The sequence below is a fragment of the Ruminococcus sp. D54t1_190329_F1 genome (assembly GCF_015551645.1).
GTDB classification, from domain to species: Bacteria; Bacillota; Clostridia; order Lachnospirales; family Lachnospiraceae; genus Blautia_A; species Blautia_A faecis.
The window spans coordinates 17,918-40,725 of the sequence record NZ_JADNDC010000010.1 but is presented as its reverse complement, the minus strand read 5'-3'; the positions used below and the strand labels follow the sequence as shown (position 1 = coordinate 40,725).

Here is a 22,808-nt window from a genome sequence, read left to right as displayed (position 1 = left end):
TTTAAGACGATTTTCTAATTTACATAGATTTTGTTTCATACCCCCTCATTTCCTGCCGGCTACCCACCGGCAGGTTTTTTCTTATGTCTTTACATCATTTCACCTGTCTGCTATACTTGTCTGGAATTGTTGATAACTGCAAAGGATAGAACAAAAAATCTCCCACAAATTATAATGTACATCTTGCAGAAAGCCTTTTCAAACAGGCTCCAGAGCGTGAAAACAAGATGTTGCTGCAATAATCGTGGATGGCAAAAATATGTTACTGTTTACCTGTTCACAGTAACAAAAACATTTTCAGAGAAGGAATTTACCCATGAATTACATTGTATTTGACCTGGAATGGAATCAGAGTCCGGGGGGAAAAAGGTGGTCTAACAGCCGTCTGCCTTTTGAAATCATAGAAATCGGCGCTATAAAACTAAATGAAGAGAAAGAAATTGTGGATAGCTTTCAGCGTCTGATCAAGCCCCAGGTGTACAATTGGATTCATGACAGCATTCATGAAGTGATTCACATGAATTATAAGGATCTGCAGAATGGAACTCTTTTCCCACAGGCCATCACGGAATTTTTGGAATGGTGTGGCGAAGAATATATTTTCTTTACCTGGGGAAATCAGGATGTAATGGAACTGCAGCGGAACATGAAATATTATGGAAAACTTTCCCTGCTCAAAGGTCCGGTGACTTATTATGATGTACAGAAATTATTTGCTATTCGTTATGAAGAAAATGACGAGCGCCGTGCTCTGGAATTTGCTGCTGATAAAATGGGCGTGGAGAAGAAAATGGATTTTCACCGCGCTCTGGGAGATGCTTATTATACTGCATGTATTCTCCAGAAAATAGAAGATAAATATATTTTTCCAAACTCATCCCTGGACGTGTATCAGAATCCCAAGAGTAAGCGTGAAGAGATTCACATATCCTATCCAACCTATGATAAATATGTATCCCGAGAGTTCTATTCCCGCGAAAAAGCCATGAAAGATCGGGAAGTAACCAGCACGAAATGTCCATTATGCCATAATCCGGCCAAGCGTAAGATCCGTTGGTTTATGAATAATTCCAAGGTTTATTACAGTGTGTCCCTTTGTCAGGAGCACGGCTTTGTACTGGGAAAAATCAGGATTCGCCGAACGGAAGACAATAAGTATTATGTAATTAAGAAGCTCACCAATGTAACAGATGAAGAAGCCGATGAAATCCGCCAGAAACGTGATGCTCATCGTGCCAAACGGAGACTGAAGAAAGAAGAGCAGTAAATCCGTGAAACTACTGCTTGTAATGAATGAAAAACTAACATTTGGTTAATAGAAAAATCCCCTCCAATCACATATGCTGATTATAAGTAATACAACAACAGCGTATAAAAAAGGAGGGGGTTTTATGAGTTTAAGAAATTATTTTTACAGGTTTGGGAAATACATTCTGACATTTTTCTTTGTAACACTGCTGATGGTTCTCTTTGGTCCGCTACAGGCGCAGGCTGCTATTACCAAGGCGGTTACCACGGATGGTTTTAAACTCAGTGGAACGGGCAGCATGAATGTGTGGGATGGAGACGAATTCCGCTATTATATCGGTTATCAGATCCCTCATGAAGACTCCATGGATTATAAGGTAGATGTGACTATGACTTTTCAAAGCTCCGGTCTGACACCAGGCAGGGCAAGCGTGTATCTGGATGACGACAGCATACCCTTATATTCAAACGGAGGTACGGTGCTGCAGGGCTCAGCCACGTTCTCCAAATCTGATGAAATGGAATTGATGGAAATATTTGTAAATTACGATAGTTTTCCAAGTGAGCAGAACGTAGATTTTTCCATCTCGGTAAATGTACTGGAAAATCGCAAAAACGCAGATATTGCCATTTATCCTCCGGAAAACAATTACGACAAAACCACAGGAGTGTTTCTGGTAACGGTTGACGATCCTTATGTTTTTTATTCAAATAAGGATTCGTCCAAATATTCTGTAAGTATTTCGGACTCATCGGTGGCACAGGTTACAGGCATTACTCCAAAATCCAATGACAGCTTTGAGGTGAGCGTATATTTTGCAAAAGCAGGTTCGGCGGATTTCATTTTTAGATATGGAAATCAGACGAAAAAGGTGACCTTCACAGTAGCGAAAACAGTCATAACTGTTTCCAGTTCCATCTCCCTGAAGGTGGGGGATACCACCATGTTTTCCAATTATGTTTTCAAAACCGGCGGTGGAAGCATCACCATCAAGAAAGTGAAATCCAGCAATAAAAAGATCGTTGATGCAGCCGGAGGATTCCTGATCGCAAAGAAGCCTGGCACTGCCAAGGTAAGCGCCCTGGTAAATGGCAAGCGGAGAACCATAACCGTGATTGTCGGCAAAAAGCCTGCCCCCAAGCCAAAACTGAAACAGCTTCAGGTAAAAGTGAAAGGCTATAAATATTATCCGGATTCTGGCAAAACCATATACACAACCCGTTTCACCAATAAATCCAAAAGTACCATCACCAAAGTGAAGCTTAAATTCACCATGACCATTAATGAAGAAATGACCCGAACCAAAACCTTCAAGGTCAATATAAAACCGGGAAAGACAAAAACCATGAAGCTGAATATAGGAAAATTAATAGCAAATCCTTCAAATATTAAGGTGAAATGCCTGAAATTCTGGTATAAGAGTTGAGGAAAGAAACTGTAGTAATAGGGGCATTTCGAATAAAGAGATAAAAGAATATTGTGTAAAGTAGAGGAGTTACAATAAAAATAATACAGGGCTAAGAACGAAAATGCGTAATGCAGTTTTCATTCTTAGCCCTTATTCTATAAAGTCGGTGTTGTCAGCAGACTGGTCATGATCGACCGTTCATACTGCATTCCCCATCCAACCATCTGACCATTGAAATAATACTTGCTCTTTAATCTCAATGGTCCCACAGCGTTGGAAAGAATGGCCTGTTTCTTGGTAAGAACACTGAGGTCTGTTCCTGTGGGGACGGTCACGTATACATTTTTTGTGTAGTAGAATGGATAAGTATTTCCGCAATTATTCAGCAGATACTGCTCACCTGGAAGATTTTTCTTCGGAACAGGATTCTTTCTGATTTTTACTTTTTTACATTCGAAATTGTCGAAACCGTAATCCAGGAGACTTTTTGTGTCAGCCCAGGCGCCATTTACGGAATTCATCACAACTGCAACCAGGGTCATATTTCCACGCTTGGCATAGGTGATCAGAGTAGCACCGGCAGCATCTGTGTAGCCTGTTTTTCCACCCAGAACACCATCATAGGCGTAATCCCTACCAGCCATCATCTTGTGATGATTGAGCAGATAGCGGGTTTCTGTAAAAATATTGGTAGGCGGAATTTCATAAAGATCTGTGGTGAAAAATTTCCTGCAAAGTGGATTCTGCCATGCAGCCTTGGCTATTTTTGCCATGTCGCCTGCGGTGGTTACATGAGTTTCATCAGGAAGTCCGTTAGGGTTATTAAAATGGGTGTTTTTGCATCCAAGCTGCTGGGCTCTGGTGTTCATCAGCTCTACAAACTTCTTCACAGAACCGGAAACCTCTTCCCCAATACCAAGTGCCATTTCATTGGCTGATTCCAGCATCAGTGCCATAAGACATTGTTCAACTGTAAAAACCTCTCCGGCATCACCATAAATGGTGGAACTTCCCGCTTCAATTCCGTAAGCCGCCTGCTGAGAAAGGGTAAGCTGTGCGTTCACGTCCAGGTTCTCACATCCAAGAAGACAGGTGAGAAGCTTGGTAATACTGGCCGGGTAAAGCTGAGTATTGGCATTCTTGGAATACAGGACCGCTTCTGTATTTAAGTCCATGAGAACTGCTGACTGCGCCTCAATCTTAGGACCCTCCGGCCAACCCTCAATGGAATCGGTATCAGCTGCCTGTGCATAATATTCGGTATGCGGATCCGGAGTAGGAGTGGGAGATTCGCTGGCAGTGTCTGTAGCTTCTGCCCAGACAGCGCCCGTCTGCCCAAGCAGCATTGCTGCTGTCAGGATTCCACAGAAAATCCGCTTTATTTTCATATGAAGATTTTTCCTGATCATATAAAATCCTTTCTTAAAATAGTACATAAAATTCCCAATACGTAATTGCATTATACCACTTTTCTTTATGTAAAACTATTAAAAGAGTGTGAATTGTTCACAGCACCCCGGAAAATCCACAAATTCAGCATTATTTTCCCCTATTCTCCCCATTTTTTCAGCGGAAAAACACTTGACATATAGAAATTCAGACCCTTATAATAGACAGGAAACAGAATAGTTAAAGACTGTGATGGAGACAGTAAGCTGATTTTGAACGTTTAAGGTTGTGCAGACACAGACAGCAGCAATCTTTTCAGCGAGACGGGGATGGTGTAAGCCCGCCGCAAGTAGATTCAGCCGAAGATCACTCCGGAGTTTTATCTCTGAAGGAACAAGTAGGAGATAACGGAATTCCCCCGTTACAGGGAGCGTGTATCGGCTGCGTGTGCAAGCCTGTACAATGTAACAGGTGGTATAACGAGTGCTGACAGCTTTCGTCCTTTTGCAGGATGAGAGCTTTTTTTATGCAGACGGAGAATCCTGCAGGCAGGATTCTTTATGTAACAGGAAATCCCAACAGCAATCGACTGATAATTTTAAAGGAGGAAAAAGCTTTGTACCAGAAAGTAGACACGAATCTGAATTTCGTAGATCGCGAGAAAAAAGTAGAAGAATTCTGGAAAGAAAACCATATTTTCGAAAAAAGTATGGAAAACCGTAAAGAAGGCCCGACTTACACATTCTATGACGGACCGCCAACAGCAAACGGCAAGCCGCATATCGGCCATGTGCTGACACGTGTTATCAAGGATATGATCCCAAGATACCGTGCAATGAAGGGTTACATGGTTCCGCGTAAGGCTGGATGGGATACCCATGGTCTTCCGGTAGAGCTTGAAGTAGAGAAGAAGCTTGGTCTGGATGGAAAAGAGCAGATCGAGGAATACGGTATGGAGCCGTTCATCCAGCAGTGTAAAGAGAGTGTCTGGAAATACAAAGGAATGTGGGAGGATTTCTCCTCAACAGTTGGTTTCTGGGCTGATATGGAGCATCCATATGTAACTTACGAGGACAATTATATTGAGTCCGAGTGGTGGGCACTGAAAGAAATCTGGAACAAAGGCCTCTTATACAAAGGCTTCAAGATCGTTCCTTACTGTCCACGCTGCGGAACCCCGCTTTCATCCCAGGAGGTTTCCCAGGGCTATAAATTAGTAAAAGAGCGTTCTGCAATCGCACGTTTCAAAGTGGTTGGAGAGGATGCATATTTCCTGGCATGGACCACAACACCGTGGACACTGCCTTCTAACGTTGCACTTTGCGTAAATCCGGATGAGACTTACTGTAAAGTAAAAGCAGCAGACGGATACACTTATTATATGGCAGAAGCACTTCTTGACAAAGTACTTGGCAAGCTTGCAAAGGAAGAAGAGCCTGCATATGAGGTCCTGGAAACCTATAAAGGAAAAGACCTGGAATACAAGGAATATGAGCCACTGTTTAAATGCACAGGTGACTATGTAGCATCCAAGGGCAAGAAAGCGCATTATCTCGTATGTGATAACTACGTTACCATGAGTGATGGTACCGGTATCGTTCATATCGCTCCTGCATTTGGTGAAGACGACAGCCGTGTAGGACGTGAATATGACCTTCCGTTTGTACAGTTTGTAGATGGCAAGGGTGATCTTACTGCTGAGACACCATATGCCGGTGTATTTGTTAAGAAAGCAGACCCAATGGTACTGGCTGATCTTGAAAAAGAAGGCAAGCTGTTCGATGCTCCGAAATTTGAGCATGATTACCCACACTGCTGGCGTTGCGATACACCACTGATCTACTACGCAAGAGAATCCTGGTTTATTAAAATGACAGCTGTTAAAGATGACCTGATCCGCAATAACAACACCATTAACTGGATCCCGGAGAGTATCGGTAAAGGACGTTTCGGCGACTGGCTTGAGAACGTTCAGGACTGGGGAATCAGCCGTAACCGTTACTGGGGAACTCCACTGAATATCTGGGAGTGCAGCTGCGGTCATATGGAATCTGTTGGAAGCCGTCAGGATCTCTATGAGAAAACTGGTGACGAGCGCGCCAAGACAGTAGAGCTTCACCGCCCATACATTGACGAGCTTACCATGAAGTGTCCGGAGTGCGGCGGCACTATGCACCGTGTACCGGAGGTTATTGACTGCTGGTTCGATTCAGGAGCAATGCCATTTGCACAGCATCATTATCCATTTGAGAATCAGGAATTGTTCAAACAGCAGTTCCCGGCAAACTTTATTTCTGAGGCTGTTGACCAGACAAGAGGATGGTTCTACTCCCTTCTTGCTGAGTCTACTCTTCTGTTTAATCAGGCTCCATATAAGAACGTTATCGTTCTTGGACATGTTCAGGATGAGAATGGCCAGAAGATGAGCAAGTCCAAGGGAAATGCAGTTGATCCGTTTGATGCACTTCAGACATACGGTGCAGATGCCATCCGCTGGTACTTCTACATCAACAGTGCACCATGGCTGCCGAACCGTTTCCATGGCAAGGCTGTTCAGGAAGGTCAGCGTAAATTCATGGGTACTCTGTGGAATACCTATGCATTCTTTGTACTTTATGCAAATATTGATAACTTCGATGCTACCAAATATACACTTGACTATGACAAGCTTCCGGTTATGGACAAATGGCTCCTCAGCAAGCTGAATACACTTGTAAAGACTGTTGACGAGGATCTGAACGACTATAAGATTCCGGAGACTGCAAGAGCACTTCAGGGCTTTGTAGACGAGATGAGTAACTGGTATGTAAGACGCTGCCGTGAGCGTTTCTGGGCAAAAGGCATGGAGCAGGATAAGATCAATGCGTACATGACTCTTTACACAGCACTGGTAACGGTTGCCAAGGCTGCAGCTCCGATGATCCCGTTCATGACAGAGGATATTTACCAGAATCTTGTAAGATCTCTGGACAAAACAGCTCCTGAGAGTATCCATCTCTGCGACTTCCCGGAAGTAAAGGAAGAGTGGATCAACAAGGATCTGGAAGAAAACATGGAAGAAGTTCTGGATGTTGTTGTTCTTGGCCGTGCATGCCGTAACACAGCAAACATCAAGAACCGTCAGCCAATCGGAACCATGTATGTAAAAGCTCCGAAGGTGATGGATAAATATTTCACAGACATTATTGCAGACGAGCTGAATGTAAAGGAAGTGAAATTTGCAGATGACGTGGAATCCTTCATTTCCTACAGCTTCAAGCCACAGCTTCGTACAGTGGGACCGAAATACGGCAAGCTTCTTGGCGGAATCCGTGCTGCACTTGCAGAAATCAACGGCAACAAGGCAATGAACGACCTGAAAGCAAACGGTGTACTTGTACTTGATATTGATGGAAACAAGGTTGAGCTTACAGAGGAAGACCTGCTCATCGAGACTGCACAGACAGAAGGTTATGTAACAGAGTCTGAAGGCGAGACTGCAGTTGTTCTGGATACCAACCTGACACCTGAGCTGATCGAAGAGGGATTTGTCCGCGAGATCATCAGTAAAGTACAGACCATGCGTAAAGAGGCTGGCTTCGAGGTTATGGATAAGATCCGTGTATCTGTAAAAGATAATGACAAGATTATCGAGACCATGAAGGCAAACGAGGCTGAGATCAAATCTGAAGTTCTGGCTGAGGAAGTCGTTTATGGCGAGACAGATGGTTATGTAAAAGAGTGGAATATTAATAAAGAGCATGTAACTCTTGGTGTTACAAAGCTTTGATTTAACATACAACAGGAGGATCAAAATGATTGACAAACAGTTTGACAAAGAAACCTTCAAGAAAAGTGTAAAAGACAACGTTAAGTTTCTTTATCGCAGAAAGCTTGAAGAGGCAACTCAGGAGCAGCTTTTCCAGGCAGTAAGCTACACAGTGAAGGATGTGATCATCGATAACTGGCTTGATACACAGAACGCTTATGAAAAGCAGGATCCGAAGATCGTATATTATATGTCCATGGAGTTTCTTATGGGACGTGCCCTTGGAAACAACCTTTTAAACCTTGGTGCATACGGTGAGGTGAAAGAGGCTCTTGAAGAGCTTGGAATCGACATCAATGCACTTGAGGATCAGGAGCCGGATCCGGCTCTTGGAAACGGTGGTCTTGGAAGACTTGCAGCATGCTTCCTTGATTCCCTTGCAACACTTGGATACAGTGCATATGGCTGCGGAATCCGTTACCGTTATGGTATGTTCAAACAGGAAATCAGAGACGGATACCAGGTTGAAGTACCGGATGCATGGCTTGAGGAAGGCTATCCATTTGAGCTCCGTCGTCCGGAGTATGCAAAAGAGGTACATTTTGGTGGATATGTAAGAGTTGAATATGACCAGGCAACCGGTCAGAACAAATTTATCCATGAAGGATACCAGGCAGTAAAGGCTATCCCATACGATATGCCAATCGTTGGATACGAGAACAATGTAGTAAATACACTTCGTATCTGGGATGCAGCTGCTATCGAAGAATTTGGATTTGATTCCTTTGACAAAGGTGATTACAAGAAAGCCGTTGAGCAGGAGAACCTCGCAAAGGATATCGTAAACGTTCTTTATCCGAACGACAATAAAATGTCCGGTAAAGAGCTTCGTCTGAAACAGCAGTACTTCTTCGTATCTGCAAGTATTCAGGCTGCAATTGAGAAATATAAGAAAACACATAATGATATTAAGAAGCTCCACGAGAAAGTCGTATTCCAGATGAACGATACTCATCCGACTATGGCAGTTGCAGAGCTTATGCGTCTTCTTATGGATCAGGAAGGTCTTGGCTGGGATGATGCATGGGCTGTAACTACCAAATGTGTTGCTTACACCAACCATACTATTATGGCTGAAGCTCTTGAGAAATGGCCGATCGAGCTGTTTTCCAGACTTCTTCCACGTGTATATCAGATCATAGAAGAGATTAACCGTCGTTTTATCATTGAAGTACAGAATAAATATCCTGGAAACTATGAGAAGATCAAAAAGATGGCAATCATCTATGACGGACAGGTTAAGATGGCTCACCTTGCAATCGTTGCAGGCTTCTCTGTAAATGGTGTTGCAAGACTTCATACAGAAATCCTGAAGAATCAGGAGTTAAAAGATTTCTATGAGATGATGCCGGAGAAATTTAATAACAAAACCAACGGTATCACTCAGAGACGTTTCCTTCTTCACGGAAACCAGAATCTTGCTGCATGGATCACAGACCATATTGGACCAGACTGGATCACAGATCTTTCCCAGATCAGCAAGCTGAAGGTATATGTTGATGATGAGAAAGCACTTCAGGAGTTTATGAATATTAAATTCCAGAACAAACAGCGTCTTGCAAAATATATTCTGGAGCACAATGGTGTTGAAGTTGATCCTCACTCCATTTTCGATGTACAGGTTAAGAGACTTCATGAGTATAAGAGACAGCTTCTCAATATCCTTCATGTAATCTATCTGTACAACCAGATTAAATTACATCCGGAGATGGAATTCTATCCAAGAACCTTCATCTTTGGTGCAAAAGCTTCTGCAGCATATGAGCGTGCGAAAAAGATCATCAAACTGATCAACTGCGTAGCAGATGTTGTAAACAACGATCCATCAATTGGCGGCAAGATCAAAGTTGTATTTATCGAGAACTACAGAGTATCTAATGCTGAGATGATCTTTGCAGCAGCAGATGTTTCCGAGCAGATTTCTACTGCAAGTAAAGAGGCTTCCGGTACAGGTAACATGAAGTTCATGCTGAACGGTGCTCCTACACTTGGAACCATGGACGGTGCAAACGTAGAGATCGTTGAGGAAGTTGGTCAGGAGAACGCATTCATCTTCGGTATGAGCGCTGACCAGATCATTAATTATGAGAACCATGGCGGATACGATCCAGACTTTATCTACAACACAGATGCTGAGATCCGTCAGGTACTGATGCAGCTGATCAATGGAACCTTCTCCAGCGATACAGAGCTGTTCAGAGATATCTATGATTCTCTTCTGAACACTAAGAACTGCTCCAGAGCAGACCAGTATTTCATTCTCGGAGACTTCAGATCCTATGCTGAGGCTCAGAAGAGAGTGGAGGCAGCTTACAAGGATGAGAAGAAGTGGGCGAAGATGGCGCTTCTGAACACTGCATGCAGTGGTAAATTCTCCTCTGACAGAACCATCCAGGAGTATGTAGATGATATCTGGCATCTGGATAAGGTTACTGTAACCAAGAGCGAGGCTGCTGAGAAATAAATAAGGGCAAATTTATTTTGCGAAAAAGATTATAAGAAATAATAAAAGCTGTATCCATGCCAGAACCTGAAAAGGTTGGTGTGGATGCAGCTTTTTTCCGCTACAGTAAATATGAATTTTTTCAGATTGAGTTTACCATTCAAGTGTGCCATAATGAATATATACATATCAGTGTGGGAAAAATGCGGATAAGGAGGTCAGAGGCTGTTATGAAACCAATCGTATCCATTGGAAATCAGGATTTCAGATCCATTCGGGAGAATCATAATTTTTATATTGATAAGACAGCGTTTATCAAAGAATGGTGGGAAAATCAGGATACAGTTACGTTGATCACCCGCCCCAGACGCTTTGGCAAAACCTTGAACATGAGTATGGTGGAGAATTTTTTCTCAATTCAATCCAAGGCGGAGGAGAATCTTTTTACAGGGCTTGAGATTTGGAAAGAAGAGAAGTACTGGGAACTTCACGGCAAATATCCGGTGATTTTTCTTAGTTTCGCTTCTGTGAAAGGCGATACTTATTCCGATGTGCGCGAAGGAATCGTGCAGACCATCCTGGATCTATACGCGAAGTATGATTATCTGCGCCAGAGTGATGCACTGAATGAGAAGGAAAAGGCCTATTTTGACTATGTGAATGGTGAAATGTCCAATACCATTGCAGCTATGGCGCTTCGGAGATTATCTCTTTGTATGAGTCTGTATTATGGGAAAAAAGTGTTGATTCTGCTGGATGAATATGATACGCCGCTGCAGGAAGCTTATGTGAAAGGGTACTGGAATGAACTGACCTCTTTTATGAGCAGTCTGTTTAATTATACGTTTAAAACCAATCCATATATGGAACGTGGATTGCTAACTGGAATCACACGGGTCAGCAAGGAATCTATTTTTTCCGATCTTAATAATCTGGAAATAGTGACAACCACCTCAAATAAATACAGCACCTCTTTTGGTTTTACGGAGGAGGAAGTGAGAAATGCCCTGCAGCTGTTTGGACTCCAGGATCAGGCGGATAATGTGAAAAAATGGTACGATGGTTTTTGCTTTGGAAATAAGAGTGATATTTACAATCCCTGGTCTATTACGAAATATCTGGATACTGGGAAATTTGACAGCTATTGGGTTAATACCAGCTCCAATTCGTTGATTGATAAGCTGATTCAAGGCGGTACTTCAGATATCAAAATTGCTATGGAAGATTTGCTGGAGGGAAAGACCATAGAAACTGCCATTGATGAAGAAATCATTTTTGAGCAGCTGGAAAATAACAGTGCGGCTGTGTGGAGTCTGTTGCTGGCCTGTGGATATTTGAAGGTAAATAAAGCTTCAAAAGATGGCGCTGGTGGAAACTATATTCTTTCTCTGACTAATTTTGAAGTACAGAACATGTTTCGCCGCATGATTCAGGGATGGTTTGGTAATGTGTCCGTAAGGTACAACGATTTTATTAAAGCATTATTGTCAGATGACCTGGATTACATGAATCAGTATATGAATCAGGTTGCGATGCAGACTTTCAGCTTTTTTGATACTGGAAAAAAGGCAGAAGAGCAGGAGGAACCGGAGCGGTTTTACCATGGTTTTGTACTGGGGCTGATGGTTGACCTTGCAGATAAATACAGAATTACCTCTAACCGGGAAAGCGGTCTGGGACGGTACGATATTATGATGGAGCCCCTGGAGAAAAATAAAAGAGCATATGTAATAGAATTTAAAGTGCATAAAGCAAAGCGTGAAAAGGATTTGGAGGAAACCGCACAGAATGCTTTGCAGCAGATTGCGGAAAGAAATTATGATGCGGAGCTTATGGCACGGGGAATTCGAAAAGAAAATATCAGACATTTGGGATTTGCATTTTGGGGAAAGAAAGTGCTGATTGAGCAGGAATAAATCAGGAACGGGCAGCAGCTCTTAGTTGAGTTGCCTGCCCGTTGGTGTTATACATTATTTTTCTATTGCTATTTCCTGCCAGTACTCATAGGCCAGCATATGATACATTTTCCTTACGGTAGTCCGCTGACTGGTGTAGAGTTTGGCTAGTTTGCGCTTCTGGATGTAGAGGTCTTTCGGCATTTCTTCAAGGTCGTAGGGAACCTTATCATTTACATAATACTTTCCAAAAGAATAGAAATCAGCATTGCAGTCTGTCTCTTTATAGGCTTTTTTTACAAGCTGGTGAGTCATCTGGTGGTGGTGATGGCCGTACTCGCCGTCTGCGTTGTGAGTGGCAACCTGTTTCCAGTCTTTGTAGTTCAGGACTGTGGCAATATCTGCTTCCATATCTTTTTTCCAGTAGTTCCAGCTGCTGCGATCTTTTCCGATTTTGTCAGGGTAGGAAAGAATCAGATATTTGTCCCCGGTAGCTTTCATTACGGATTTAAATTCTGCGCTTCGAACCGGATCATTTCCACGGGTCATACATACTACCAGATACTTCTCCTCAATCAAATGCCGTCCTCCCCAGAGCAGATCATCATCTGGGTGTGCCACAAACATCACCTTGTCGTAACCATCCAGATCAAGGGCGTCCAGATCGGCAGTAGTTACATGGGGCAGATTCAGGTAAGGATAAAAAAGATAAAGCTTATGTCCGGCAAAGGCAATCGCGCTTAGTATTACAATTGCCGCCAGTAACTGTTTCCAGTGCCGCACTGACCAGGAAAAAAGATCGACAGTGCTGGAACTGGCAGAAAAAATATTTTTCATATTAGGTACTCCATTTCTGAGTTTATTTGTATAGACGAAATCGAAAATGAAATTGATTATTTGTAACAATTATACTATATTTGAGATAAGTTACAAGCTAAGATATAATACCATAAAAAACAATGGAGGATGAATATGAAAGAACTTCTTTACGGAGCAGCATATTATGATGAGTATATGCCGTATGATCGCCTGGATAAAGATGTGGAAATGATGAAAAAAGCGGGAATCAATACCGTTCGAATTGCCGAGTCTACCTGGAGCACCTGCGAGCCGCAGCCAGGAGTATTTGATTTTTCCCATGTGGAAAGAGTAATGGATGCCATGGAAGAGGCAGGAATCAATGTGATTATCGGTACACCTACCTATGCTGTGCCTACCTGGATGGTGAAGGCACATCCGGATGTACTGGCTGAAACAGTAAGAGGAAGAGGCATTTACGGCGCCCGTCAGATCATGGACATTACCCATCCGGTGTACCTTTTCTATGCGGAGCGTGTAATCCGAGAACTGATGAAGCTCACAGCACATAGAAAGTGCGTCATCGGTTTCCAGCTGGATAATGAGACGAAATATTACGGAACTGCTGGAAAAAACGTGCAGGAGCAGTTTGTGAAATATATTCGTGAAAAATTCCATGATGATCTGGATGCCCTGAATTACGAATTTGGCCTGGATTACTGGAGCAATCGAATCAACGCCTGGGAGGATTTTCCAGATGTGCGCGGAACCATCAACGGAAGCCTTGGCGCAGAATTTGAGAAATTCCAGAGAACTCTGGTGGACAAATTCCTCGGCTGGCAGGCTGATATTGTAAATGAATATAGAAGAGAAGACCAGTTTGTAACCCATAATCTGGATTTTGAGTGGCGTGGATATTCCTATGGCATTCAGCCTTATGTAAACCATCTGCATGCGTCCCAGTGCCTGACAATTGCAGGAACCGATATTTACCATCCTACACAGGACGACCTCACTGGCGTAGAAATTGCATTCGGCGGAGATCTGATCCGCTCCCTGAAACAGGATAACTATCTGGTAATTGAAACCGAAGCACAGGGATTTCCTGGATGGACACCATATAAAGGACAGCTGAGATTACAGGCATACAGTCACCTGGCATCGGGAGCGAATAGTGTGATGTACTGGCACTGGCATTCCATTCACAATGCCTGTGAAACCTACTGGAAGGGAATTCTTAGTCATGATTTTCAGGAGAATGCCACTTACAGGGAAGCCTGCATAATTGGTAACGAGTTTGCCCGCCTTGGAAAACATCTGGTTAACCTGAAGAAGAAAAATGAAGTGGCAGTACTGGTCAGCAATGAAGCACTTACTGCTCTGAACTGGTTCCGAATCCAGGAACAGGCACCCGGCGCGGATGCTAAGAGTATCTATTATAATGACGTTATGCGTTGGATGTACGATACTCTGTATCACATGAACATAGAATGCGATTTCATCTGGCCAGAGTCCGAGAATCTGGATCAATATAAAGCAATTATAGTACCAGCCCTTTATGCGGCACCTGATGAGCTTCTCATACGGTTAAATCAGTATGTGGAAAATGGCGGAACCCTGATTGCATCCTTTAAAACTGCTTTTGCAAATGAAAATGTGAAGGTAAGCCATGAGGTGCAGCCGCATATTCTGAGCAACTGCTTCGGAGTCCATTACGATCAGTTCACTTTCCCGAAAAATGTGGGCTTAACAGGGGAAGTTATTCTGAAAAAAACAGATCAGAAAGGCAATGCACACCCAGCTGCGAATGTATTTATGGAGCTTCTGGTTTCGGAAGGAGCAGAAGTGCTGGCATCTTACGAGCACTATAATTGGAAAGATTACGCCGCTATCACCCGAAACCACTACGGAAAAGGCCAGGCCGTATACATCGGCTGCATGACAGACGAGGAAACCCTGAAGTCCGTTTATAAAGCCGTGCTCCCGGAAGCAGACGTAGAAATCCCAGAATACCACTACCCAATTATTGTGCGAAAAGGTTTGAATGATCTGGGAAAAACTGTTTGTTATTTCTTGAATTATTCTGGTATGGAACTGGAAATGCCTTATGATTATAAAAATGGCATAGAGCTGTTAGAAAACACCGCCGTAGAAAATGGCACCGCTCTCCAAATGCCTGCATGGGGTGTGAAAATCGTGGAAGAAGCTTAAAAAGAAACCATAAAAAGTCCCGGTAAACGGTGGAAAGACATCGGTTACCGGAACTTTTTGTGTTACCAGTATTTGTTTGGAACACCAGTAGCGTGATTTGTTTGGTCCGTGTGTTGGTTTATATGCTGGCGGCTTTCTGCCTGGTCTGATTGTGGTTGTAAGGAAAGCGGATATAGGTCTAAATAATTTAATGCACATAAAACGTGATTTTTGTGTTAAGATAGTAATGAAAAACGTGAGAAAATTGCGAATAAAAGCTTATAAAACGTGATGACTTTTCTTGAAGGGGTGAGACTATGTATTTTAGGACGATAAGCGGGAATCCTCGGCAATTCAATTACCGAGATGAAAGCGTAGAATTGTGCATATCTGCACATTGAAATAATATAATAATCTCTTTACTCTTTGATATTAAGCTCTTTGATATTAATGCCGTAACCGGCATACAACAAGTCGAAAATATGTTCGGTTTTCATTGCATGTTTCAATTCATTATGTTATACTATATGTATGAAAGAAAATCTAATACATTATAGAACTTGTGTATGTAATATTAACTACCATATGGTATGGTCGGTGAAATACCGACGGAAGATATTAACCCCAGATATTGAGGAATACCTTCAGGAACTGGTGCAGCAGATTGCTGAGGATAAGGGCTTTACTGTTCATTTATTTGAATGTGGTGAAGGAGACCATGTCCATTGCTTTGTATCAGCTCCACCAAAGCTGTCTATAACAGCAATTGTCAAGTATCTGAAAGGGATCACCGGCAGAAAATTATTCGAACGTTTTCCGGAAATAAGAAACCAGCTGTGGAAGGGAGAGCTATGGAATCATTCCTATTATGTGGAAACAATCGGGTCTGTATCTGAAGAAAATATCCGCCGTTATATTGAACATCAGAGCAAATCGTATTAAATCAAGGTGAAGGGTAAATTTTTATCTGCATAGCTGCTGGAAGGGGGAAAGAGGAATGCTGCTGTCACACAGGACATCTGTAAAAATCCGGCCGGAATATTCCAACATTATAGGACATATGTGTTATGCAGCTTCCAAACTCTGGAATGTCTGCAACTATGAACGCCATCATTATAAAGAACTGGGACTGGAAAAGTATCCTGACTGGTATTATCAGAAAAAAGCACATAAAGAAAATCTGTGGTATAAACAGCTTCCGTCACAGACAGCGCAGGAGACCTGCAAGCAGCTGGACAAGGCATGGAAATCTTTTTATGTCCTGAAAAAGACCGGAGGAATCAAAGCTCCAAATCCGCCCCGTTTTAAACAGGACAATATCCCGGTTACATACATGCAGATGGGGATCCGGCATGAGAAAGGTTCAGATCAATTGCGTCTGTCGCTGCCAAAAGATCTGAAAAGCTATATGGAAGAAACATACGGGATCCATGAAAAATTTCTATATCTTGAAAATAAGATTTTCAGGGACATGGATCATATAAAACAGCTGCGGATCTATCCGCCGGAAAATGGAACATGTGACCTTATTGTTATCTATGAGATTGAAGAGCCGGAACAGCTTTCTCAGAATGGACATTATTTATCTGTTGATCTTGGGCTTCATAATCTGATGACCTGTTATGATTCCGGAAATGGCCGGACTTTTATCCTGGGAAGGAAATATCTTTCGTTGGAAAGATATTTTCATAAAGAGATTGCCAGAGTACAGTCTGTATGGTATGCACAGCAGTCGGAAAGAGGGATAAAATATCCAAGATCATCGAAACATATCCAGAGGCTTTACAGGAAAAAGCAGAATGCAGTGAAGGATTATCTTCATAAAGTGACCAGATGGATTGCAGAATACTGCAGAAAAGAAGACATCCGCTGTGTGGTTGTGGGAGACATCCGAAACATCCGCAAAGAAAATGATATGGGGCATAAGACCAACCAGAAGTTACACGAACTGCCATATAACAAGCTGTATATCATGCTGGAATATAAGCTGAAACTGTATGGAATACAATTGATAAAACGGGAAGAAAACTATACCAGCCAGTGCAGTCCGTTAGCACCAGAAGTATCAAAAAGATATGCAGAAGCATCAAACCGAAAAGAACGGGGCATATATATAACCAACGGAGTAAGATATAATGCCGATGCAGTAGGAGCATTTAATATCCTGCGGAAATATCTTTCCGTATCCGGAAAGCAGAAGGAACTGTCCGTAACCGGACTAAAAAATCCAGAAATAATAAAAGTAGCTGTATAGCCGAAAGGCAAGCAGTATTGGTGTCATGGACGCACCCTGAAAAAAGGCGGTATCCCGCCAGATTTCAGATACTCTGGTAACTTAGTTGCCGAGTAGTTCACGAGAAAGGTAGATAGTTATTTAAGACAGTGGAAGGATAAAGAAAACAGGCTTCCGCTAATCATTAAAGGTGCAAGACAGATTGGGAAAACGGAATCTATTGTTCATTTTGCAAGTGAAAATTATGAGAATATAGTTTTTATAAATTTTGTGCTGGAGGGGCAGTATAAAACTATATTAAGTGACGGATATTGCCACTTCTTTGAAGGCTTTTAAGCTGGATGGAAGATTTGATGTAATTTGCAGCGGATCTCTACTTGGAATTAACTATAAAAAGATCCACAGCAATAGCGTTGGCTATAAAACAGATTACGAAATGTTTTCCATGGATTTTGAGGAGTTTCTCTGGGCAAAGGGTTACTCAGATTTACACATCGAACAGATCCTGGAACATATGTGTTCTGGGAAAGCATTTTCTGATACAGAGCTGTCTGTTTACAAAAAAATGTTTCTTGAATATTGCGTGCTTGGGGGCATGCCAGCAGTGATCAGACAATATATAGAAACGAATACATTTTCTGATACTTTGGAAATTCAGCATCAGATTCAATTAGATTATGAAGAAGATATCAGAAAATATGCAGAAGGGTTAGACCAAACGAAGATTGCCAGTGTATATCGAAGCGTTCCGGTACAGCTGGCAAAAGAGAATAAAAAATTCCAGTTGAGTAAAATTGAGAAAAACGCAAGAAGCAGAGAGTATTCGGGCTGTATTGACTGGCTTAAGGATGCGGGAGTTGTTTCTGTCTGCTACTGTCTGGAATATCCGGAATTGCCGTTAAAAGGAAATTATGATGAATTGAAGTTTAAGCTGTACTATCCAGACACTGGCCTGCTAATTGCCTCTTTAGATGAAGAAGCGCAGGAAGATTTACGTGCAAATAAAAATATGGGTGTTTATAAGGGGGCTTTATATGAAAATTTCGTTGCAGAGGCGTTTCTGAAACAAGGATTAGGATTATATTATTACAAAAAAGAAAATGCAACTTTGGAAGAAGATTTTTTTGTCAGGACAAAAGATGAACTGGTTCCGGTTGAAGTAAAGGCAAATAAAAATCGCTCAAAATCTTTAAGAAAACTGATTGATAATGAAAGTTACAGCGATATTAAGTGGGGAATAAAACTGGCTGACAGCAATGTGGGAATAGAAAATGGCATTTATACATTTCCATATTTCTGCTCCTTTTTGATTAAAAGATATCTGGCAAAAAAAGGTTAAAGTTAAACGGCTGCCGCATTGTTCAAAGTGTTTTGATAATGCGGCAGCTGTTTATTAATTAAATTCTCTTCAGTTCATAGCTTCTTGTTCCAAGTCCAATCTTCTCACCATGATCCAGAGTTGCTTCCCACTCCACATTCGGATTGGAATCCATAAAGTGGTTGTGGTGGCAATGCCATTCCGGTTTCGCAAGGTTGTCGCCAAGCTGGCTGTTGCGGATTGGTTCTGCAGCAAGACATGCATCTACGCAGGCCTGATCAAGAGCGATGGGATCGAAGCTTGCGAATATTCCGATATCCGGAAGAATCGGAGCGTCATTTTCGCCGTGGCAGTCACAGTTAGGGCTGATGTCCTGAACCAGAGCGATATGGAAGCATGGGCGCCCATGACAGACTGCCTGTGCATACTCTGTCATTTTACGGCAGAGAAGCTCATTGGAATTGCTGTGCGGGTTGTGAATTGCATCAAAACTGCAGGCACCGATACAACGGCCACAGCCCTTGCATTTATCATAATCAATGACAGCTTTTTTCTCTGGATATGTAATAGCATCACTTCCGCATTCTTTTGCGCAGCGTTTGCAGCCGTGGCAAAGGTCTGTTTCGATAACTGGTTTACCACTATTGTGCTGAGCCATTTTTCCGGCACGGCTTCCGCAGCCCATACCAATATTCTTGATTGCGCCGCCGAAACCGGTGGCTTCATGTCCCTTGAAATGAGTAAGGCTGATGAATACGTCAGCGTCCATTACAGCACGGCCGATTCTGGCAGTTGGACAATACTCCGCATTCTCTACAGGAACTTCTACATCATCTGTACCGCGAAGTCCGTCACCGATAATGATCTGACAACCAGTGGTGATAGTATTAAAGCCATTCAGATTCGCACAATCCATGTGCTCCAGGGCATTCTTACGGCTTCCCGGATAAAGGGTGTTACAGTCAGTAAGAAACGGCATTCCTCCAAGCTCCTTACAAAGATCGGCTACTACTTTTGCATAATTGGGGCGCAGGAAAGCAAGATTTCCAAGTTCGCCGAAATGCATTTTGATGGCAACGAATTTACCCTCCATATCGATGTCTTTGATTCCTGCTGCGATGCAAAGCTTTTTCAGCTTGTCCAGCTGGCTTGTGCCGACTTTACAGCGGAAGTCAGTGAAATATACAGTTGATTTTTCCATAAAATTCCTCATTTCTGATTTTTATTTATCTTCATATTATTCTTGTGATTGCTTTAATGTCAAGTTATTTTTGTACTATAGCGTGTCCTCAAAATCGTTCCCACAAATTGTAACTCACATCTTGCAGAAAGCCTTTTCAAACACGTTTTAAAAGAACTTCAGAACATCCTCCAACTCTCTGCGTCTCGGACGGCTGGGCTCCTCATCGGCTTTTCCCACAGCAATAACGGAAACAATGGTTTCACTTTCCGGAATAGAAAGCATTTCACGAATTTTGTCCCCATCCCGAAGTCCCATAATCAGAGTGGAAAGACCAAGCTCTGTGGCTTTCAGAATCAGGTTTTCGTTCTGAAGACCAAGGTCGTAACAGCCCCATCCATTTCCAATCTCATTATCAGGAGTGCCGTCTGTCTGGAAACCGGCACGGTTATGTACGAAGGTGGTGACGATTAAAGCTGCATGCTCAGTTTTTACATCGTTATTAGCGTAACACAGGCATTCCTTACGAAGCTTCTGACTCATGTCCGCTGATAAAACACAGTAATAACGACCTGTTTCTGTATTCTTCCATGATGGCGCTTCCAAAGCGGCCTGTACAAGCTGCTGGATCTGCTCTTTAGTAACATTTGTATGGGAACTGTACTTACGCACAGATCTTCTGTTCTCAATAAGTGTCTGAAATTCCATGAAAAAGCCCCCTTAAAGTATGTTTTGGCTGTATTTTAGCATAATTCATTGGATGTGAAAAGTTAAAATTTTTTGTAACCTTTCTCCCTATTTATTTGTATAATTAGTGAAGGTACCCGACACAAGAAAATAACAGACCGCTGCTTTTCATACTGATCAGCAGCCAGAGGAGTTCTCATGAGACAACCAGTTCAACAGCTGATCCAGCTCTACCAGAACAATCTTTTTACCGCAGCGTTTAATATTTGTCAGAATCAGATGGATGCGGAGGATGCTGTTCAGGAGACGTTTGTTCAGTATTACACCAGCAGAAAAGAATTTGAAAATGAGCAGCACATCCGGGCATGGCTCCTTCGTGTGGTTATCAATAAGGCGAAAAATATAAACAGGACTTTCTGGAAGAAAAATAAATGCTCTCTGGAGGATTATATGGAAACTCTTTCTTTTCCAGATTCCCAGTCAAGAGATTTGTTTGAAGAGGTAATGAAGCTTCCGGACAAGTACCGCATTGTGATTCACTTGTTTTATTACGAAGATTATCTCGTCAGGGAAATAGCCGAAATCCTGAAGCTTTCAGAAAGCAATGTAAAGGTTCGGCTTTCCAGGGGAAGAGCCTTGCTTAAGGATTCTTTAAAGGAGGAATGGGAAAATGACGAATGGTGAAAAATATAAAAAAGCTTTTTCCGTATTGCAGACTTCAAAGGGCTCATTACAGGAGGTTGAAAATATGGCAAAATTACAGAAAAGAACAAAAATGAAAACTGCAGCTGCAGTGATTGCAGGCTGTATTATCCTTGGAGGAACCGGTACTGCATATGCAGCGAATGTTGGAGGTATCCAGCGCACGGTTCAGATCTGGCTTCATGGTGATCAGACACAGGCGACCTTAGATGTTTCCAATGACGGTACTTATACTATGGAATACTATAATGAGGATGGCACACTTCATCAAACCGGTGGCGGTGGAGTATCTATTGATGCTGACGGAACTCAGCGCGCTCTTACAGCGGAAGAGCTTATGGAGGAAATCAATTCTCCTGATGTAGAATACGAAGAAGATGGAAGCGTATGGGTTTATTTTCATAATCAGAGTATTGACATTACCGACAAATTTGATGATAATAATGTTTGTTTTGTAAAGGTTACAGATGGAAAAGAGACATTCTATTTAACGGTGAAATATAAGAATGGGTACACTTTTTCAAATGATAAATATATAGAACCGTAGAGCTTTTTTCAAACACGCTCTAAAGCGTTTGGTAGGCGTGGAACAGCTGACTTTCATATATGGTGATGTCACCGACATGTTCGTTTAGATAATTGAATTAAGCAAGGATGGCGAGGGGCAAAGGTCTCTCGCCTGATTTACGTAAGGGGGATGAATATGATTTATGAATTAATAGAAACGGGCAGAGCCAGTGCTCTTTTTGCAGGCTGGCAGGATAGTGTGGTCTGGTCCGCATTGCAGGGAGTGATGGGGAAAATATATGTGGATTCTCTGGAAAAACCGGAGAGTGGTGTTGTTATGCTTGGGGATTTCTGCTTCCTGAGTGGAAAACCGGAATCAGAGATCATTTCCGGAGCTTTGACAAATAGTGCATCAGAGGAAGTGATTCTGGTTCCGCAAAATGATGACTGGGCACAGATGATTGTGGAGTGTTACGGGGAGAAGGCAGAGAAAGCGCTCCGTTATGCAATCAAAAAGGAACCTGGGATTTTTGATTTAAAGCAGCTTCAGAAGGTAGCACAGAGTTTGCCAGGAGAGTATGAGATGAGACTGATCGATCAGGAGCTTTTTGAAATTTGCAGAGATACACAGTGGAGTAAGGATTTGACAGCAAACTACGAAAGCTATAGTCAATACAAAGAGTATGGACTTGGTGTTTGTATTTTAACGGGCGGGGAAGTAGTCGCCGGAATTTCCTCTTATTCTGGTTATGGAAGAAGTGACGAGAATCTTGGCTGCCATGGTGGAATTGAAATTGAGGTAGTAACCCGCGAGGACTACCGGAGAAAAGGTCTTGCATATATCGGAGCAGCGCGACTGCTTCTGGAGTGTGACAAACGTGGGCTTTATCCAAACTGGGATGCAGCTAATAAAATGTCAGTAGGACTGGCAGAGAAACTGGGGTATCATTTCAGCCATGAGTATGTGGTTTATAAAGTGAAAAAGTAAGTTGCCGCGAACC

Annotated in this window: 16 protein-coding genes; 12 read left to right on the top strand and 4 right to left on the bottom strand. The window is 42.4% G+C overall.

Annotation, left to right across the window (positions count from 1 at the left end):
- Positions 1–316 precede the first annotated feature (316 nt).
- Together I2D69_RS06210 and I2D69_RS06205 are read left to right on the top strand one after the other, a co-directional pair.
- A complete protein-coding gene (locus I2D69_RS06210) occupies positions 317–1,267 on the top strand; it encodes a 3'-5' exonuclease (protein ID WP_118577640.1) in 951 nt (316 codons plus the stop codon).
- Positions 1,268–1,391: 124 nt separating this feature from the next.
- Positions 1,392–2,675: a hypothetical protein gene (locus I2D69_RS06205; RefSeq protein ID WP_195379572.1), complete on the top strand. Its 1,284-nt coding sequence runs from the start codon at positions 1,392–1,394 to the stop codon at positions 2,673–2,675.
- A 137-nt stretch (positions 2,676–2,812) separates the two neighbouring features.
- Here I2D69_RS06205 and I2D69_RS06200 read toward each other — a convergent pair whose 3' ends face one another.
- The gene (locus I2D69_RS06200; RefSeq protein WP_243243770.1) at positions 2,813–4,045 is read right to left on the bottom strand and encodes a D-alanyl-D-alanine carboxypeptidase family protein; all 1,233 of its coding nucleotides are present in this window, start codon (positions 4,043–4,045) and stop codon (positions 2,813–2,815) included.
- Positions 4,046–4,662: 617 nt separating this feature from the next.
- Here I2D69_RS06200 and ileS point away from each other — a divergent pair.
- From ileS to I2D69_RS06185, 3 genes are read left to right on the top strand one after another with little or no spacing between them, the layout of a single operon-like run.
- Positions 4,663–7,815, top strand: a complete 3,153-nt coding sequence (ileS, locus tag I2D69_RS06195; RefSeq protein ID WP_195379570.1) for an isoleucine--tRNA ligase — start codon at positions 4,663–4,665, stop codon at positions 7,813–7,815.
- A 28-nt stretch (positions 7,816–7,843) separates the two neighbouring features.
- The gene (locus I2D69_RS06190) at positions 7,844–10,318 is read left to right on the top strand and encodes a glycogen/starch/alpha-glucan phosphorylase (protein ID WP_334285807.1); all 2,475 of its coding nucleotides are present in this window, start codon (positions 7,844–7,846) and stop codon (positions 10,316–10,318) included.
- A gap of 56 nt (positions 10,319–10,374) precedes the next feature.
- Positions 10,375–12,213 (top strand): AAA family ATPase, encoded by a 1,839-nt coding sequence (locus tag I2D69_RS06185; protein WP_330656000.1) that lies wholly within the window; start codon positions 10,375–10,377, stop codon positions 12,211–12,213.
- A gap of 54 nt (positions 12,214–12,267) precedes the next feature.
- On the opposite strand, the gene I2D69_RS06180 is transcribed toward I2D69_RS06185, so the two are convergent.
- Entirely contained in the window at positions 12,268–13,029 is a 762-nt protein-coding gene (locus tag I2D69_RS06180) for a PIG-L family deacetylase (RefSeq protein ID WP_195379568.1), read from the bottom strand.
- A gap of 135 nt (positions 13,030–13,164) precedes the next feature.
- Here I2D69_RS06180 and I2D69_RS06175 point away from each other — a divergent pair, with 135 nt between their 5' ends.
- The 4 genes from I2D69_RS06175 to I2D69_RS06160 all read left to right on the top strand — a co-directional run bounded on the left by I2D69_RS06175 (position 13,165) and on the right by I2D69_RS06160 (position 18,752).
- Positions 13,165–15,201, top strand: a complete 2,037-nt coding sequence (locus I2D69_RS06175) for a beta-galactosidase (protein ID WP_195379567.1) — start codon at positions 13,165–13,167, stop codon at positions 15,199–15,201.
- Between the two features lie 504 nt (positions 15,202–15,705).
- Positions 15,706–16,122 (top strand): IS200/IS605 family transposase, encoded by a 417-nt coding sequence (gene tnpA, locus I2D69_RS06170; protein ID WP_148461503.1) that lies wholly within the window; start codon positions 15,706–15,708, stop codon positions 16,120–16,122.
- 55 nt (positions 16,123–16,177) lie between these two features.
- The gene (locus I2D69_RS06165; RefSeq protein ID WP_226814884.1) at positions 16,178–17,434 is read left to right on the top strand and encodes a transposase; all 1,257 of its coding nucleotides are present in this window, start codon (positions 16,178–16,180) and stop codon (positions 17,432–17,434) included.
- 301 nt (positions 17,435–17,735) lie between these two features.
- Positions 17,736–18,752 (top strand): DUF4143 domain-containing protein, encoded by a 1,017-nt coding sequence (locus I2D69_RS06160; protein ID WP_243243769.1) that lies wholly within the window; start codon positions 17,736–17,738, stop codon positions 18,750–18,752.
- Between the two features lie 58 nt (positions 18,753–18,810).
- Here I2D69_RS06160 and I2D69_RS06155 read toward each other — a convergent pair whose 3' ends face one another.
- Together I2D69_RS06155 and I2D69_RS06150 are read right to left on the bottom strand one after the other, a co-directional pair.
- A complete protein-coding gene (locus tag I2D69_RS06155; protein ID WP_173734787.1) occupies positions 18,811–19,932 on the bottom strand; it encodes a DUF362 domain-containing protein in 1,122 nt (373 codons plus the stop codon).
- Between the two features lie 147 nt (positions 19,933–20,079).
- Positions 20,080–20,619: a nitroreductase family protein gene (locus I2D69_RS06150; protein WP_118577635.1), complete on the bottom strand. Its 540-nt coding sequence runs from the start codon at positions 20,617–20,619 to the stop codon at positions 20,080–20,082.
- 177 nt (positions 20,620–20,796) lie between these two features.
- On the opposite strand from I2D69_RS06150, the gene I2D69_RS06145 reads away from it, so the two are divergent.
- The 3 genes from I2D69_RS06145 (at position 20,797) to I2D69_RS06135 (ending at position 22,795) form a co-directional block, all read left to right on the top strand.
- Positions 20,797–21,282: a sigma-70 family RNA polymerase sigma factor gene (locus tag I2D69_RS06145; protein ID WP_118577634.1), complete on the top strand. Its 486-nt coding sequence runs from the start codon at positions 20,797–20,799 to the stop codon at positions 21,280–21,282.
- 64 nt (positions 21,283–21,346) lie between these two features.
- Positions 21,347–21,847 (top strand): hypothetical protein, encoded by a 501-nt coding sequence (locus tag I2D69_RS06140; RefSeq protein WP_227200824.1) that lies wholly within the window; start codon positions 21,347–21,349, stop codon positions 21,845–21,847.
- A 156-nt stretch (positions 21,848–22,003) separates the two neighbouring features.
- Positions 22,004–22,795, top strand: a complete 792-nt coding sequence (locus tag I2D69_RS06135) for a GNAT family N-acetyltransferase (protein WP_195379565.1) — start codon at positions 22,004–22,006, stop codon at positions 22,793–22,795.
- Positions 22,796–22,808 lie beyond the last annotated feature (13 nt).

Coding starts and splice junctions, on each gene's coding strand:
- I2D69_RS06140 (WP_227200824.1), top strand. CDS start 21,347: ATGGCAAAATTACAGAAAAGAACAAAAATGAAAACTGCAGCTGCAGTG.
- I2D69_RS06145 (WP_118577634.1), top strand. CDS start 20,797: ATGAGACAACCAGTTCAACAGCTGATCCAGCTCTACCAGAACAATCTT.
- I2D69_RS06180 (WP_195379568.1), bottom strand. CDS start 13,029: ATGAAAAATATTTTTTCTGCCAGTTCCAGCACTGTCGATCTTTTTTCC.
- I2D69_RS06210 (WP_118577640.1), top strand. CDS start 317: ATGAATTACATTGTATTTGACCTGGAATGGAATCAGAGTCCGGGGGGA.
- I2D69_RS06165 (WP_226814884.1), top strand. CDS start 16,178: ATGCTGCTGTCACACAGGACATCTGTAAAAATCCGGCCGGAATATTCC.
- I2D69_RS06150 (WP_118577635.1), bottom strand. CDS start 20,619: ATGGAATTTCAGACACTTATTGAGAACAGAAGATCTGTGCGTAAGTAC.
- I2D69_RS06200 (WP_243243770.1), bottom strand. CDS start 4,045: ATGAAAATAAAGCGGATTTTCTGTGGAATCCTGACAGCAGCAATGCTG.
- I2D69_RS06135 (WP_195379565.1), top strand. CDS start 22,004: ATGATTTATGAATTAATAGAAACGGGCAGAGCCAGTGCTCTTTTTGCA.
- I2D69_RS06185 (WP_330656000.1), top strand. CDS start 10,375: ATGCCAGAACCTGAAAAGGTTGGTGTGGATGCAGCTTTTTTCCGCTAC.
- I2D69_RS06175 (WP_195379567.1), top strand. CDS start 13,165: ATGAAAGAACTTCTTTACGGAGCAGCATATTATGATGAGTATATGCCG.
- I2D69_RS06155 (WP_173734787.1), bottom strand. CDS start 19,932: ATGGAAAAATCAACTGTATATTTCACTGACTTCCGCTGTAAAGTCGGC.
- I2D69_RS06205 (WP_195379572.1), top strand. CDS start 1,392: ATGAGTTTAAGAAATTATTTTTACAGGTTTGGGAAATACATTCTGACA.